The sequence below is a fragment of the Streptomyces chiangmaiensis genome, assembly GCF_036281785.1.
GTDB classification, from domain to species: domain Bacteria; phylum Actinomycetota; class Actinomycetes; order Streptomycetales; family Streptomycetaceae; genus Streptomyces; species Streptomyces chiangmaiensis.
Genome location: NZ_JAYWVC010000201.1, coordinates 1 through 13,888, shown reverse-complemented (window position 1 = coordinate 13,888; position 13,888 = coordinate 1). Strand labels below are relative to the sequence as shown.

The 13,888-nt window shown below is 67.9% G+C and carries 12 protein-coding genes and 5 pseudogenes; 6 read left to right on the top strand and 11 right to left on the bottom strand.

What is annotated here, in order from left to right:
- The coding region (locus VXC91_RS35440; protein WP_329511464.1) for a restriction endonuclease at positions 1–1,897 on the top strand (1,897 nt) is incomplete at its 5' end.
- A gap of 267 nt (positions 1,898–2,164) precedes the next feature.
- Here VXC91_RS35440 and VXC91_RS35435 read toward each other — a convergent pair.
- On the bottom strand, positions 2,165–3,298 hold the full coding sequence (locus VXC91_RS35435) for a hypothetical protein (protein WP_329511463.1): 1,134 nt from the start codon (positions 3,296–3,298) through the stop codon (positions 2,165–2,167).
- 251 nt (positions 3,299–3,549) lie between these two features.
- Here VXC91_RS35435 and VXC91_RS35430 point away from each other — a divergent pair.
- Both VXC91_RS35430 and VXC91_RS35425 read left to right on the top strand, forming a co-directional pair.
- Positions 3,550–3,768: pseudogene (locus VXC91_RS35430) on the top strand (IS256 family transposase); the annotation flags it as partial.
- A gap of 278 nt (positions 3,769–4,046) precedes the next feature.
- Positions 4,047–4,655 carry a hypothetical protein gene (locus tag VXC91_RS35425; protein WP_329511462.1) on the top strand — a complete coding sequence of 203 codons (609 nt, stop codon included), beginning with the start codon at positions 4,047–4,049 and terminating at the stop codon, positions 4,653–4,655.
- A gap of 227 nt (positions 4,656–4,882) precedes the next feature.
- Here the strand turns inward: VXC91_RS35425 and VXC91_RS35420 are convergent, their stop codons facing one another.
- From VXC91_RS35420 to VXC91_RS35400, 5 genes and pseudogenes are all read right to left on the bottom strand, one after another.
- Positions 4,883–5,320 carry a GNAT family N-acetyltransferase gene (locus VXC91_RS35420; protein ID WP_329511461.1) on the bottom strand — a complete coding sequence of 146 codons (438 nt, stop codon included), beginning with the start codon at positions 5,318–5,320 and terminating at the stop codon, positions 4,883–4,885.
- A gap of 39 nt (positions 5,321–5,359) precedes the next feature.
- Positions 5,360–6,019, bottom strand: a complete 660-nt coding sequence (locus tag VXC91_RS35415; RefSeq protein ID WP_329511460.1) for a DUF3885 domain-containing protein — start codon at positions 6,017–6,019, stop codon at positions 5,360–5,362.
- Between the two features lie 13 nt (positions 6,020–6,032).
- Complete coding sequence (locus VXC91_RS35410) at positions 6,033–7,136, bottom strand: serine hydrolase domain-containing protein (protein WP_329511459.1); 1,104 nt, start codon at positions 7,134–7,136, stop codon at positions 6,033–6,035.
- Positions 7,137–7,390: 254 nt separating this feature from the next.
- The gene (locus tag VXC91_RS35405) at positions 7,391–8,278 is read right to left on the bottom strand and encodes a hypothetical protein (RefSeq protein WP_329511458.1); all 888 of its coding nucleotides are present in this window, start codon (positions 8,276–8,278) and stop codon (positions 7,391–7,393) included.
- 410 nt (positions 8,279–8,688) lie between these two features.
- A pseudogene (locus VXC91_RS35400) lies at positions 8,689–9,000 on the bottom strand (DUF4291 family protein); the annotation flags it as partial.
- 243 nt (positions 9,001–9,243) lie between these two features.
- Between VXC91_RS35400 and VXC91_RS35395 the strand changes: the two are divergent.
- From VXC91_RS35395 to VXC91_RS35385, 3 genes and pseudogenes are all read left to right on the top strand, one after another.
- Positions 9,244–10,225 (top strand): annotated as a pseudogene (locus VXC91_RS35395) (winged helix DNA-binding domain-containing protein).
- Between the two features lie 48 nt (positions 10,226–10,273).
- A complete protein-coding gene (locus VXC91_RS35390) occupies positions 10,274–10,468 on the top strand; it encodes an MBL fold metallo-hydrolase (protein WP_329511457.1) in 195 nt (64 codons plus the stop codon).
- 270 nt (positions 10,469–10,738) lie between these two features.
- A pseudogene (locus VXC91_RS35385) lies at positions 10,739–10,840 on the top strand (peptide-methionine (S)-S-oxide reductase MsrA); the annotation flags it as partial.
- Positions 10,841–11,354: 514 nt separating this feature from the next.
- Here VXC91_RS35385 and VXC91_RS35380 read toward each other — a convergent pair.
- The 5 genes and pseudogenes from VXC91_RS35380 to VXC91_RS35360 all read right to left on the bottom strand — a co-directional run.
- A pseudogene (locus VXC91_RS35380) lies at positions 11,355–11,540 on the bottom strand (transposase); the annotation flags it as partial.
- Between the two features lie 49 nt (positions 11,541–11,589).
- Positions 11,590–12,018 carry a hypothetical protein gene (locus VXC91_RS35375; protein ID WP_329511456.1) on the bottom strand — a complete coding sequence of 143 codons (429 nt, stop codon included), beginning with the start codon at positions 12,016–12,018 and terminating at the stop codon, positions 11,590–11,592.
- A 227-nt stretch (positions 12,019–12,245) separates the two neighbouring features.
- On the bottom strand, positions 12,246–12,611 hold the full coding sequence (locus tag VXC91_RS35370) for a hypothetical protein (protein WP_329511454.1): 366 nt from the start codon (positions 12,609–12,611) through the stop codon (positions 12,246–12,248).
- 291 nt (positions 12,612–12,902) lie between these two features.
- On the bottom strand, positions 12,903–13,115 hold the full coding sequence (locus VXC91_RS35365) for a hypothetical protein (RefSeq protein ID WP_329511453.1): 213 nt from the start codon (positions 13,113–13,115) through the stop codon (positions 12,903–12,905).
- 28 nt (positions 13,116–13,143) lie between these two features.
- The coding region (locus VXC91_RS35360) for a sigma factor-like helix-turn-helix DNA-binding protein (RefSeq protein WP_329511452.1) at positions 13,144–13,888 on the bottom strand (745 nt) is incomplete at its 5' end.

The following is a 13,888-nucleotide window of genomic DNA, read 5'->3' as shown; positions in this document are numbered from 1 at the left end:
GGCGCTACGTCGTACTGAGGAACTGGACGCACAAGTTTCGTCGCTGCAAGGTCTTCTCGCCTCGGGTTGTCAGGCTCCAGCTTTCAGGGCCTCCTCTCTCATACGGCCTGAAGAGATCCAGCCCTTCGCTCCAGGAGCATTGGCGCAGCCCGTACCCATGCCGAACTTCGATCATTACCGAACGCAGAGCGGGTGGACTGCCAGTCGCCGGGCTCAGGCGCAGGTCGAAGCCCGGTCGCGCTTCGAGCGGGACTGGCAGGTGGCCCAGGCGGCGGAGGCCCAGCGGCGGCAACAGTTGGCGTCGTACCAGCGGGAGTACCAGCAGTGGGCCGATGCCCAGCTGGCCGAGGTGCGGCGACACAACGCCGGCGTCGTCGATCTGACCGAAGGAGTGAGGCGCCGCGATCCCGATTCTGTGGTCGAGTACTTTTCCGCCGCTCTCTACGCCTCGACTGCATGGCCAGAGGGATTCCCACGCCAGGTGGCAGCGGCCTATGACTCGGCAGCCGGACAGTTGGTGCTGGATTGGGAGCTGCCCTCCTACAGCGTCGTCCCGGAGACCAAGTCTGTTCGGTACATGCCCGGGGTGGACCAGGACAAGGAGACTCACCGGCCAGTAGGCCAACGTCGGGCCCTATACCGGGAGGTATTGGCGCAGTGCACGCTGCTGGTCCTGCACGAACTCTTTGCGGCGGATGAGCAGGGCGCGCTCGAGACGGTGACCTTGAACGGGTTCGTCGATGGGCATGACCCTACGACGGGCCGACCGGGAAGCATCTACCTGGCAACCGTCATGGCTCCGCGCTCGACGTTCCGCGACCTGCACCTGGCACAGGTGGACGCCGGCAGTTGCCTGGCCGATGCACTGCGCGGGCAACTCTCTGCTCGCCCCGACCAACTCACGCCGGTGCGGCCGAGTCGCCGGCCGCAGGAAGTCGGGAACCGTGTGGTCACGCATGGCAGCGATGAGGAGCCCGACCTGTACGCGATGGATCCGATCGCCTTCGAGAATCTCGTTGCCGATCTCTTCCGGGCCATGGGGATGCAGGCGGTCACTACCCAACGCTCAAATGATGGTGGGGTGGACGTCGACGCACTGGATCCAACACCCATCCGAGGCGGCAAGATCGTCGTGCAGGTGAAGCGCTACCGCAACACGGTGCCACCCACCGCTGTACGTGACTTGTACGGAACCGTGCAGGACGCCGGTGCCAACAAGGGCGTGCTCGTGACGACATCAGGGTTCGGCCCTGGCTCGCACACCTTCGCCCACGGCAAGCCGCTGGAACTGATCTCGGGAACCGAACTCGTCGACCTGCTCCATCGTCATGGTCTCCGTGGGCGCCTGGGCGATGGTGCCCGTCGAGCTGCAACGCAGTCGACGCCGTCAGTTCCGGACACTCGACTGCCCGACGACTACAACGTCCTGGGCATGTCGTGGACCGGAAGCGCCGCCTTGGACGTGTGTGCTCTCGTCTGCCGAGGCAATCGGATCCTCAGCGACGATCACTTCGTCTTCTTCAACAACCCGCAGACGCCGGACGGCGCCGTACGCGTCCTTCCCGCCACTGCACCCGACAAGGCCGCGATCTGCGTCGCCTTCGACGGGTTGCCGGATGAGGCTGACCGGTTCGTACTCGTGGCCGCCATCGACCCAGAGATCAACCCCGACGCCGATCTCGCCGGCTTCACGGACGCCTGCATCCGCCTGCTCGACCCGACGCTGGCGGAGTTGGGACGTCTGGAGGTCTCCGACGGCCGACCGCGTGAAACCGCCTTGGTGCTCGGCTCCTTCCGCCGCAGGTCGAACGGGGACTGGGACTTCGTACTGGGCGGCAAGGGCTACACGGGCGGCTTGGAGGAACTGGTTCAGGATTTCGGCATCGAGGTTGAGTAGATCCAGGACTTGGGGTCCCGATGCTGCTGCGCTGGCGGGGTCCATGAACGAGGCTTGATGACCCACGTCGAGCATTGTTCGGAGCCCCTTCTCCGGCAAGGCCGCGGTCGTCCCCGGGTCTTGAAACGCCTGCAAGGGTCTCTCTTCGCCGTGGCGCCGCCGCTGTCGGGGCGGGTCCGGCCGGTCGGAAAACGCTCCTCGTCCTGGTCGTTCGATGTGGCCGACGGCGTGGTGATCCAGGTATTGACGAAAGCGGCCGCTGCCTGATCAGAGCACCGCGAGTGCTTTGTCTATGCGCCGCGACGTGCCCTCGTGCGTGACCCATCTGCTCAGGGTCTCCAGCTCCGTCCGTGCTGCCCGGTTCCCGAGCAGAGCCAGCGCGACGATGCCCGCCTCAGCCACCTGAGGCGTACGGGGAGCGTCTTCGGACCGATGGTCCAGAGAGGTCTCGACGAGGCCGACGAGGGCATGGACGCTGTCCGGCCGAGGCGGAAGGAGGGAAAGCATCCAAGCGAGTCCCCGTAGCACGTGGGAGTTGTAGGGGTCGAAACACGCGTTCATATCGAACGGGAGGTGCGGATGACCCAGAAGCGGGACGGTTCGACCCAGATGAGCCAGCTCCAACCACCTCAGTACTGCTCGTCGCGCCTCCTCCGGGCCAACGGCGTCCAGCAGGGCCGATCCGGTCCGTCTCCACTTCGCCGATGGTGCGTCTGCCGTCGCGGGCGCCGCATGCTCCAGCAGCCGCTGCCATGGCTCTCCTCCGGCAGTTGCTTCCTTGAGAGCCGCGTCGGCCCACGGTTCACCGGGATTGAGCACCGGACCAGGAAAATGAGCCAGTAGGTTCCGCATTCCAGGTTCCGCGCCGTTCGCGGCCGCCTGCGTGCGACGGAAGCCGGGCAGGTTCGCCGTCGCACGTGTACGCCGGAAGGTGGCCAGGATGGCCGTGTCGGGAGTACGCCCGGCTGCGAGTTCCGCGTCGGCCAATTCCCAGATCCGGTGGGTCGACCAGATGAGGTACTGGTCCCTCAACCCGGAGAGCTCCTCGTGGCGTTCGGCGGCCAACAGGCCCCCGTCGAGGCCACGGACGACTCCGGAAGCGACCATGAGCAGCTCGGTGCGGAGGTATCCCGGATCCCGCCTGAACTCCTCGGCCGACCAGTCGTCTTCCACGCGGGCGTACCAACGGGCCCATATGTAGGCGAGCTCCAGCCGGTCCTTGTCGGGCAGTGCCCGTAGGAGCTCCATGTTCACGGTCCCCACACCCGTCATGGAGCCGTTGTTGCAGGCGGCCCGCATGACGGCGCGAGACAGCTCAGGCAGATCGCCGCGCTCTGCGAGGGTCCGGTACTGAGCGGCCTGTTCTGCCAGGACCTGGGTGTTCCCCATCCATCTGCTCATGGCTGGCAGCCTAGAAGGGCCCACTGACATCGAACGTGCCCGCACCCGTAGGGCTCAGGCGTTCTCCCGCCTCCGAAGACGTCGAGAGCAATGCTCAAAGCCTGTGGATCGGTTCCGGGAAGGCATGCGAGAGCGTACCTTCCCGAATGATCCTGTGATGGTCACCGAGTAGGCCCGCGTTGCAGCGCGGGTCGGGAAGGCACGCCCGTGCTCAGCGTAGTCACCGACGACGGCTCCCCCCAGTCCGGACCCTGATCGATGAGATTGTCCGCGAGGACGCCCGCCGGATGCTCGCCGCGGCACTGGAAGCCGAAGTCGACCCGTACATAGTCGAGTTGGCGGTCAAGACCGGCGAGTCCGGCCGACACCTGATGGTCCGTAACGGCTACCATCGGCCCCGCACCGTGGTCACCGCGGCCGGGGCGGCGGAGGAGGTAACGGCCCCACGGGTGAACGACCCCCGCGTCGACCCTGCGAGACAACCGCAGCCCGGCAATCCTTCCCCGGCAGGCCCCGAGGAAGGAGGGGCGGGCGAGCCGGTAGGGGGCCGGGCGCGGAGCCGGTCGAAGCGAGACCTCCTTCGACGCGGACGATCTCTCCCCTGGTGTCCCTCAGCAGGCCTACTCGGACATTGGCGGACGTGTCTCTCGGCGGGCGGTGTCGGTCGGTCTTGCGGAGCTCTCTCTGCCTGGTGATGCTGACCCCTGCGCGGTCAGAGAGCTGTCCGGTGGACGATCGGGGGTAGTCGGTGAGCGCATCAACGGAGCACGGTACCGAAGGGCCGCTGGCGGAATTCACAGCCTTGAGGCAGGAGATCATTCAGCGGCAGGCCACTCAGCACAACGTCCTGGCGTTGCAACTGACCATCTCAGGAGCGGTGTTCAGTTTCGCCCTCACCGGTACCTCCCGGAGCGGGTTCCTGTTGATCGTTCCGGTCAGTACGTACTTGCTGTGCTCGCGCTTTGTCGAGGACCACGTCGGCATCGGGCAGTTGGGCCGCTACATCCGCGAGCACCTGAGCCCACGCATACCCGGCGGTCTCGGCTGGGAGTCCTGGGTCGCCCGGAATCCCGCGAGGTTCGGCATACCGGGGTTGCTGTGGATCTACGCGTACTTCGTCACCTACCCAGGGGTGGCAGTGCTCGCACTCGCAGGGGCTGCTCCGACAACGTTCGCTATGCACCATGGCCATCGCTCACTCGGTGTGGCAGTCGGCCTGGTAGTCGTGTGGCTGCTCGGTCTGACAGTGACGGCCCTGTGCTGTCTGTTGTTGTGGAGAACGGCCAAGTCCACACGGGACCGCGAGCCGACCCACCGCATCCACCCCCCGGAACCGCGCCGCGAGCCGCAGGCGTGACGCGAGGGGAACTGCTGGTTGCTGTCCGCCACTTCATGGGCTCCAACGAGACTTCTGGATCTCATGGTGCGGTTCTTCCATGGCGTACACGGTGGGCCGGCGTGGTGGGACGGCCAGTGGCTTTCGCGCGGCACAGGCCACGCCACCGGGCCCGTTGAACCCCGCACACGGCGAGGTCTCCGCACCGCCCCCGGGACGCGCCCTGCGGATCAGGGTCCGTGGACGCCCTACCGGTCGATTGTGAAGCGGTACACCGTCGACTGACGACGCTCGAAGCCGAGGCGCTCGTAGAGGCGGTTCGCCGCCGCACGGTCCGGCCGCGATGTGAGATCGACCGTCCGGGCGCCCGCCGCCGGGGCGTTCCGCAGGGCCTCCTGGGTGAGGGCGCCGGCGACACACTGGCTCCGGGCGACGGCGTCCACGACGACGTCTTCGACGCGGGCCCGCAAGCCGGAAGGCAGCGGCAACAGCACCAGGGTCAGGGTGCCGACGATCCCGTGCGTTGTCCGAGTGACGAGCACGGTGTTCGCGTCACGCATCGCCATCCGCTCGACCGCTTCGTGATCGAGCGGCTTCGCGGTCGCGGACAGCTGCGGCAGCAGCCGGCCGAAGGCATCGGCGAGTTCCCGACTCGCTTCCCGTGACACCTCTACGCGGACGTCCATGCCGTGAGCCTATCCGTCGTCCGGAACGGGAGATCTTCGTCAGAGGCCGGACGGGTGGGTGGAGAGCCAGTCGGTGTGCCGGCCGCGGAGCCGGTCCCGTTCGGCGGGCGTGGTGAGGACGACGTCGGCACCGCCGTCGTAAGGGTGGTGGATGCGTCGGACTTCCGTGTCGGTGACGAAGACGTGGACGAGCGCCTCGTCGGCCACGGCGCGCAACAGCGCGTCGACGCAGCCCTGTCGCCACGGGCGTCGGTCGGCGTACAGGCGGATGTGGGTGTGGAACTCGGGGTCGGTGTCGTCCTGTTCCGATTCGATCCACCAGCGGACGCCGCCGGGGTGGAGCTCTTGCCGTGGTGTCGCATGGCCGGCCGGCCCGTCCGGTGTGCTCGACCAGTCCATGGTCACGACGAACACCTCCGCGCCCGTGTACAACTCGTCGAGGACCGTGTTGTACCGCTCGAGAACGGTCGCGTACTCGTCCTCGGACTCCGGGTAGCGCTTCGAACCGGGAAGACTGTGGAAGCGTACCCAGCGGTCGGCGTACGAACTGCGGAATGTGTGTGCGACGGGCGGGCCCGCCGGCCGTCGTTCCCGCCACAGCGCCGCGAGCGACGAGGGCGCCACCCCGGCGCTCACCCGTCGGCCTTCGTCACGCCGACCGGGCAGAACGGGCCCGTCCCGGCGAACCCGTATCGCCATGCGACCGGTCGGATCATCTCTGCAGACCCTTGAGCCCGTCGTATGCGGCCATCACAAGCTCCAGTCCCCGGTTGTCCTCCGCGGGTTCGCGCATCTGATTCGTGTACGCCACCGCCATACGGACCTCGGGATCGATCACGACGATCGAGCCGCCCCAACCGCCCCACCCGAAGGTGTTGCCGAACAGCCCGTAGCCCAGCCCGTAACGGACCGGCATGCCCAGGATGCGGTCCTCGCCGCTGAACTGCTCCTCCCTCGCACGGTCACTGCCCGCCTGCGACAGCAGTCGCACCCCGCGCACCGCTCCTCCCCAGGCCATCACCGACTGCATGAGGGCGACCGAGCGGGCCCTGCCGAAGCCGCTCGCCGCGGGGATCTGCGCGCGACGCCAGGCCACGCTGTTCCCGTCACGGACCCGTACGGTGGTGCCGGCATTCGGGGACGCGCTGCCGCCGGGTGCGCCGGCGGCATAGTCCTCGCCCCGGGCAGGCGGCGGGACGGCGAGCGCCGCCCGGTGGTCGTGCTCGGCGGGGAGCCCGATGTGGAAGTCGGCGCCCAGCGGTCCCGCCACCTCCTCCGCGAAGAACTCGCCCACGTTCCGGCCCGTGATCCGGCGTACGACCTCGCCCACGAGAAATCCCTGGGTGAGCGAGTGGTATCCGGCCGCGCTTCCCGGTTCCCATTGCGGCGTCTGCGCAGCCAGTCGTGCCGGGACGGACGGCCAGTCGTAGAGCTCGTCGATCGGCCCGGCCCAGTCGGGCAGACCTGCGGTGTGCGAGAGCAGGTGCCGCACCAGCACCTTTGCCTTGCCTGCCGTGGCGAACTCAGGCCAGTACCGGCCGACCGGTGCGGTCGGATCGAGCTCGCCGCGGTCGGCCAGGATCAGCGCGCCCAGTGCCGTCATCGTCTTGGTGACGGACCAGACATTGGTGATCGTGTCCCGCTGCCACGGGACTGTGCGGTCCGCGCCGGCGAACCCACCCCAGACGTCCGCCACCGGCTCACCGTCCACGAAGACCGCGACCGAGACACCTGCGTCTCCGTCGTCCAGCAACCCGGCCAGCGCATTCGGCACCGCGGTGCACAGATTGTCGTATGTGCCCTGGATATCGGCCATGCGCCGTATTAGCGCGCATCGGCCGGTCAGGGGCAATCGAATTTCTCAGCCCGGCACGTCTGTCGGGTGCTCCCGCTGATCACCCCGTCCGGCGGAGGGACCGGCACGAGGGCGCGTGCGGACGTGCGATCAGGCTTCGTGCCGTGACCGGCCGTTCGTGGAACGGGCCGCCGGGGACCACGACGCACCCACCTCGGGCACCGTGGCCTCCGCCGACCGGGGCTCCCCTGCCCAGCTCCAGCTCGGTGAGCCCTCTATGGCCGTCCGTACGGCACCGGCCGACCGGTGAACGCGTCCAGGAGCACGCGGTCGCCGAGCGGCCGGTCCAGCATCACCGTCATCCTCTCGCTGAGCAACTGGCGGGTGCAGGAACCGTCCTTCGTCCCGACGACGGACGCGGACAGCACCACACTCCCGCCCGTCTCGAGCACGTCCACGGCAGGACCGTCATCGCAGGCCCCGTGGCCGGCCGCAACCGTGACGGACCGTCCGTCCCTCGCCGACCCGACCAGTTGCTGAAGCGGCTGCAACGTGGCGCCGGGCCCCTCCGCGACCGGCTCGATCGGCGGCGTGGGAGGCTTCGAGGGACGGACGGCGGCCCGCTTGAGCGGAGTGTCGTAGCCGTCCAGGGTGAAAAGCCAGGCCGGGACGGTGGCCGGGCCGCGGCTGGTGGCCAGGGTCATCTCACCCAGCTTCGCCCCGGTCACGGTCAAGTGCGGTCCGTCGTTGCCGCCGCGGGCCACTGACTCGTACGCCTGCCGCGTCTCCATCAGCGGCAGCGTGAGCGAGCCCCCGCTCTCCCACTTCACCCGGCCGTTCTTCCGCGGCAGGGCGGGGAGTCGACCGCGCAGGACGAAGTTCTGGGTCCCGTAGGCTTGTTTGTCAGCTTCGTTGTGGAAGGCGCCCTCGGGCAGCTGGACCCCCTCTCCGATCGGGTAGTAGCCCTTCCGCCAAGCCCGGGCGGCCTCGGAGCCGTCCCAGGCGTCGGCGACCTGACGAGCGCGGGCCTCCGCCACCGGGCTGTGGCCGGGGACGCGGGACTGAGCGCCACGACCGCTGCCCTGTTCGCAGCCGGTGACGGCCCCGCCCGCTGCGGCAAGCAGGGCGAGGACGAGGAGCAGTTGCGCGGTGCGTGCGGGCATGGGTCCCCCTGGGTTCGACGGTGACGAGCACAAGCTCCGCGGTGTGGGCTCGCGGCGTACCGCTCCTATGACGCACCGGGCCTGGGGTGCGTTCGGCGTGCCACATACCTCCCCGGTGCCACCGGAGTATGTCGATCTCCCCGAACACAGTTCGATGCGGCTGTCGTGGAACGGCGCCTCGCCCTGTCGGCTCCCCGCCGAGAAGAACGCGGCCGTCGTCACCTTGTCGAAGCCGGGACGGTTCTCGGGAAAGGAACCTCGGGTGTCGGCCGGCCGTGGCGCCGTTCGGGGTTCCGCTGCCCGGAAGGTACTGCTGACGGCGACGACGCCCACATGCGTAGCCCCGTCCGGGATCGCGATGAGGTGGCGAAGGCGCTTACTCCTCGGAGAACTCAGCCACACCGATCGGGCAGGGACCGGTACGGCAGGGGCTGTAGGTGCAGGTCCCGCTCGGTGTCCCACTGCACGCGAGCAGGCGCCCGCTTCAACTGACGGTGCCAGGTGGCTCGGTCGGGATGCACCCCGGGGACGTAACTCGACAGACACGCGTGGCGCAGCGCCCACTCGAAGCCGTCACGGTTGATCTCGACAGCGAGCACGGTCTCCTGCCCCGCTTTCGCGCCCCAGCCACAGCGGTACATCATCCACAGAAACGACGGCTTGATCCACGTCAAGCCGCGTTCGTAGTCCTTAATCTCGGCTCCGCCGACTGCAACTGGCAAGTTATTGACCGCGGAGCTCTGAACTGCTGACAGGCTGGCGGAAGACGGGCGGCTGGCCCCTGGGACGGCCGGGGGAGACATAATCCGGGCGTGATACTCACTGCTCGACAGCTCGCCCTGGCCACCTTGGACCGTCAGCTCTTGCTCGAACGCCAACGCCTCGACGTGGCGGAGGCTGTTTGCCGGATCTGTGCTCTCCAGGCGCAAGCGCCGGCATCGCCGTAACTGGCGTTATGGAATCGCGTGCAGGACTTCGCGCCTGAGGATCTCGATGCGGCGTTCGCGGACCGCCGCATCGTGAAGGCAACCCTCATGCGGATCACGCTGCACGCCGTCCATGCCGAGGACTACGAGCCCTATCGCGCTGCCATGCTGAGCACTCTGCGGGCGTCGCGGCTGTATGACCGACGTTTCACCGCGACAGGACTGGCCCCCACCGACGCTGACGTGCTACTCCCGGAGCTCGCCAGGTTCCTGAAGCGGCCCCGCACCGGCGCCGAGGTGGAGGACGACGTCACGGGGAGGTTCGGCGAGCACGCGCACCGTGTGTGGTGGGCGCTGCGCACGTACGCGCCCGTGCATCATGTGCCGACGGGCGGCCCGTGGTCGTTCACACAGCCGAACACCTACCGCGTCTCCCCGGCGGCCACTGGGTCCGCTCCACAGGAAGCGGACGCTGGGGTCCAGCGGCTGCTGCTTGCCTACCTACGAGCGTTCGGGCCTGCGTCGGCCCAGGACTTCGCCCGATTCACCCTGCTGACGCGGCACGCGATAACCCAGGCGCTGAACGAGCTCCGCGACCAGGTGGTACGGGTGACAGGGCCGCGCCGCCATGTTCGACCTCGTGGACGCTGCCGTGCCCGCCGAGGACACCCCGGCGCCGCCGAGGCTGCTGCCGATGTGGGACAGCACGCTGTTGGCCCACGTCGTCCCCGGTCGGGTCATGCCTGCGGAGTACCGGCCGCTGGTCGTCCGGCGCAACGGCGACGTGCTGCCCTGTCTGCTCGTCGACGGGCAGGTCGCCGGAGTGTGGCGTGCAGCGGACGGCGGGCTGGAGCTGACCACGTTCCGCAAGCTCGGCAAGGCCGCGTGGCAAGGTCTGACGGAGGAGGCAGAGAGGCTGTCAGCGCTGCTCGTCAACCGTGATCCATCTATCTACCGGCGTTATGGACATTGGTGGGACAAGGGGTTTCCCGCTGTCGAGAGCATGACGGTCAAGGGCTGACCGCGCCGCCAGGTCGCATGCTTGCCCGGTGCCCTCACTGTGGTGACCATGACCGGGGCCCAGGCCGTCAGGTGTGCGGAGATCGTCAGGCCGCGCACGGCGATCCCGATCCATTACAACGACTTTTCGGTGTTCCTGTCAGGGTTGGAAGATTTCAAGCAGTCCGCCGCCGCGTCCTCGGTGCCCATCGAATACCACTATCTGAACCACGGCGAGTGCTACCAGTTCACCATGACGAAGTAGGCCAGGGCACGTGAGCTCGGCGGCTCATCCGGTAGGTCACGACTTCACGAGCGAAGCACCAGTTCGGGTCCAGGGCCTGTTGAACCGCGCCGGCGAGCACCTGCTGGAAAGCCGGCCCGACGGCTTGTAGACACAACGTGTTCGGCGCCGACGATTTGCAGGTCTGGGCAGAGTCAGGGGTCAGGGGATCCTTCAGGTGGGGGAGTTCGGCCGGAAAGCTCCGCAGAATCGAGGTCGGCAGTGCCGCCGGTCGTGCCGGGGCCGCGTGAGCACGAGCAGTACCTTTCGGACAGCAAAAACCCAGGCGGGTACCGCGGGCTGGGCGGAACGGGCGTGTCCCGCCCGATCGGGGTGGCGGAGGCCGAAGGCTGAGGTCACCGGATGGGTTTCGGAGCATACGCCCGCAGAGTGCGCGCCGAGCAGTTGCCACTCGCCCGACGGCGCACCGCCCTCGGGTATGCCGTTGGGCACTATTGTCTGCTGGGCTTCATCGCGACCTGGGCCTACCTCGCTGCAACGGCCCTCCTTTCTCCCGAATGCGCAGAGACCCGCGGTCCTGCTACGCGCGCTGGAAGCCCTCGAAGCCAGCCGGGCGGCCCGGCTCAACGAGGTCGCTGCCTTCGCCACCCGACGTCACGCGGAGAGGGCAGTCGGCCGGCGGCCCCCAAGCCGCATCGATACAACGCAGATGAGGGAACCTCGCCGGCGGGCAGCCCGGTCTTCCGACGCAGCCTCCTTCCTGGGGGTGGGCACTTTCATTTCAGTCGACTGCAATCGTCTCCTGCGCAAGCCGGATGAATTCCTCCAGGGCAGTATTCATCTCCCCGGCCGCCGTGTTCCATCCCGTCACGTCCAGAGTGCCCCGGCCCTCCCGTACAGCCCCCGCGCGCTCATTGCCGTCCGGCAGCCGCGAGGCCATGGCCTGGATGGACGTGCGGCGGCCGTCCATCATCAGTCCCCGCAGACAGCAGTCACCCTTGGACCGTTGGTCCTTCCGCGGCACCGCGGAGAACACATCAGCCACGAATAACGCCAACTTCGCCCGAACACGGTTCACTTCATGTGCGTCCACACACCCACCATGCCGCTCAACACGACCGACAGAAAGACCTGACGGAGTCCTACCAGCACCATGCCTCACAGCGAGTAGTACACGGCGCACTGGGCTGAGTGCCCCTCGACGGAGTAGCTTCGAAGTCGCCGGCCTCCTCAGCGCCGAGCAATCGCCGCAGCGCCGCTTTGGCTTCGGGCAGAGGTTGAGACGCCAGGTACGCCTTGGTCGTGGCCAGCCCGCTCCCGGACAGCAACTGGATGTCAACCGAGCAGTCGGCGTCCATGCTGGCGGACTTGGCCTTCCAGATGAGCAGTACATCGTCGAGAGCACCGGTATTGAACAGCTGTATGCAGCAGAGCTTCATCAGCTCGGTGTCACCGTCCCCCTGAGCCCCCTGCTCCCACCGGTTTTGCACGATGAGCAGCTCGCGAATCTCGTCGAGGCTCGCCCTGGCGGGGTGCAGCCCGTAGCGGTGAAGGGCTCTCGCCCTCGTCAATCACCGTGCTCCTTCTTTGTGGGTAGTGACCAGGGGACCGGCGCCTTGGATCACGTCACGCCGGTTCCGCAGCGCCCTGCGAGCTTTCGCTCCGTCGGCCGATGCCACGCTATGACCAGGTCCAGCTCACCAGCGGGAAGAGCAAGGGCAGGGCGTGGCCGGCGGGTCGGCTCCGGCCGAGGTGTGGCCCACCGTCTCCTGTACGGGTCGGCGCTGCCCGGCGCCGCTCAGCCGGTGTGCCGGTCCGTGGAGACCAGCCACCGCCAGCGATGGCGTTCCGTTACCAGGGTGGTGGCCACGAGGAGGGAAACGAGGACTGCCGCGTAGGCGGGCCATGCCGACCATGCGGCGATCAGGGCCGCAGCGAGCTGGAGCAATACGAGCAGGATCGTGACCGTGCCGGAGACGGGGATGATTACGTGCGTCTTGTCCCCCGGAGTGGAGAAGACGGCCGGCAGTCCGATCAGTACCACCACGGCCAGGACGGCGAGCAGCCATGAGTACGTGGACAAGGCCCACGGGGTGGCCACCCAGGCGACGAGTTCTGCGGCGAAGCGCAGGACGGATGTGATGCGGTCATCCGGCTTTTCCATGTTCGCCCCCCCGCAAGCTATGTCGACCACCAGTGGAAGATCTTACGACGAATCAGGCGACGCCGAGGGCTCAGTGAGCGGCTCGGCTGCGGGCACGAGGTGCGGGATCCGAGTCCTGAATGGGGCTGTGAAACGCGGCTTGATGGTCCGCGTCAAGCCGCGTTCATAGTCCTCACCGACACGTTGCCATCTTGAAAAGCTCTGGTCAGTGGAGTTGGTGAGAGCCGGGGGTGGGGTGCTCGTGCTGGTCGTGCGACTGATCGGGCTGGGTTGATCGTCCGCCGCGTCGAGTCAGTGGCTCATCTCCGCGTTCGTCAGGAAGGGGAGAGCGCGCGGGAGGGTGGTGGCGTGCTTCGCGTTCAGACGGAGCTTGGTGAGTACGCGCCAGTTCTTCGGGTCGGCGACGCCGTGCTCGTTCGCCGCGCGTTCCCAGCTGACCAGCCGGTTTGCCTGCTTCTCGGCAGCTTCAGCGGCCTGTTCCGTGTCGCCTGCGCTACCGCGCACCTCGGTCGGCCGTGTCGCGGCGGGACGGTCAGCGGGAGGTGAGGGGGGTTTCGGACTCGATGCGGGTGAGCTTTTCGGGGTTGCGGACGTAGTAGAGGCCGGTGACGCGGGCGTTCTCCACGCGGAAGGCCAGCACGCCGTCGATCACGCCGTCCAGGCGCAGGATGAGTCCGGGGTCGCCGTTGACCGTCGTGGACTCACTGGTGAAGGTGCCGCCGGCCTTGTCGACACTGCCGGCCATGTAACGGAGCACCTTGTCGGCGCCGACGACCGGCCGCAGGGCCGCCAGCCTGAGGCCGCCGCCGTCGCTGACGAAAACAACGTCCGGGGCGAGTACGTCGAGCAGCCCCTGCAGGTCCCCGGTCATGAGCGCGCGCTGGAACGAATTCAACGCTGCCTGAGCTTCTTCCGCGGAAACCGGTGTCCGCGGCCGGCGGGCGTCGACGTGCCGGCGGGCGCGGTAGGAGATCTGGCGTGCGGCGGCGGGGCTCTTGCCGATCGCGGCCGCGATGTCGTCGTAGCCGATGTCGAAGACCTCGCGCAGCACGAAGACGGCGCGTTCGGTCGGTGAGAGGGTTTCGAGGATGAACATGAGCGCCAGCGACAGGTTCTCGGACAGTTCGACGTCCTCGGCCACGTCCGGTGCGGTGAGCAGGGGCTCGGGCAGCCAGGGGCCGACGTAGGCCTCCTTGCGCCGTTTGAGGGTGCGTAGCCGGTTGAGTGCTTGCCGGGTCGTGATCCGTACCAGGTAGGCGCGGTAGTCCCGCACCTGC

Coding starts and splice junctions, on each gene's coding strand:
- VXC91_RS35390 (WP_329511457.1), top strand. CDS start 10,274: ATGACCGGGGCCCAGGCCGTCAGGTGTGCGGAGATCGTCAGGCCGCGC.
- VXC91_RS35410 (WP_329511459.1), bottom strand. CDS start 7,136: ATGGCCGATATCCAGGGCACATACGACAATCTGTGCACCGCGGTGCCG.
- VXC91_RS35420 (WP_329511461.1), bottom strand. CDS start 5,320: ATGGACGTCCGCGTAGAGGTGTCACGGGAAGCGAGTCGGGAACTCGCC.
- VXC91_RS35435 (WP_329511463.1), bottom strand. CDS start 3,298: ATGAGCAGATGGATGGGGAACACCCAGGTCCTGGCAGAACAGGCCGCT.
- VXC91_RS35415 (WP_329511460.1), bottom strand. CDS start 6,019: ATGGCGATACGGGTTCGCCGGGACGGGCCCGTTCTGCCCGGTCGGCGT.
- VXC91_RS35370 (WP_329511454.1), bottom strand. CDS start 12,611: ATGGAAAAGCCGGATGACCGCATCACATCCGTCCTGCGCTTCGCCGCA.
- VXC91_RS35405 (WP_329511458.1), bottom strand. CDS start 8,278: ATGCCCGCACGCACCGCGCAACTGCTCCTCGTCCTCGCCCTGCTTGCC.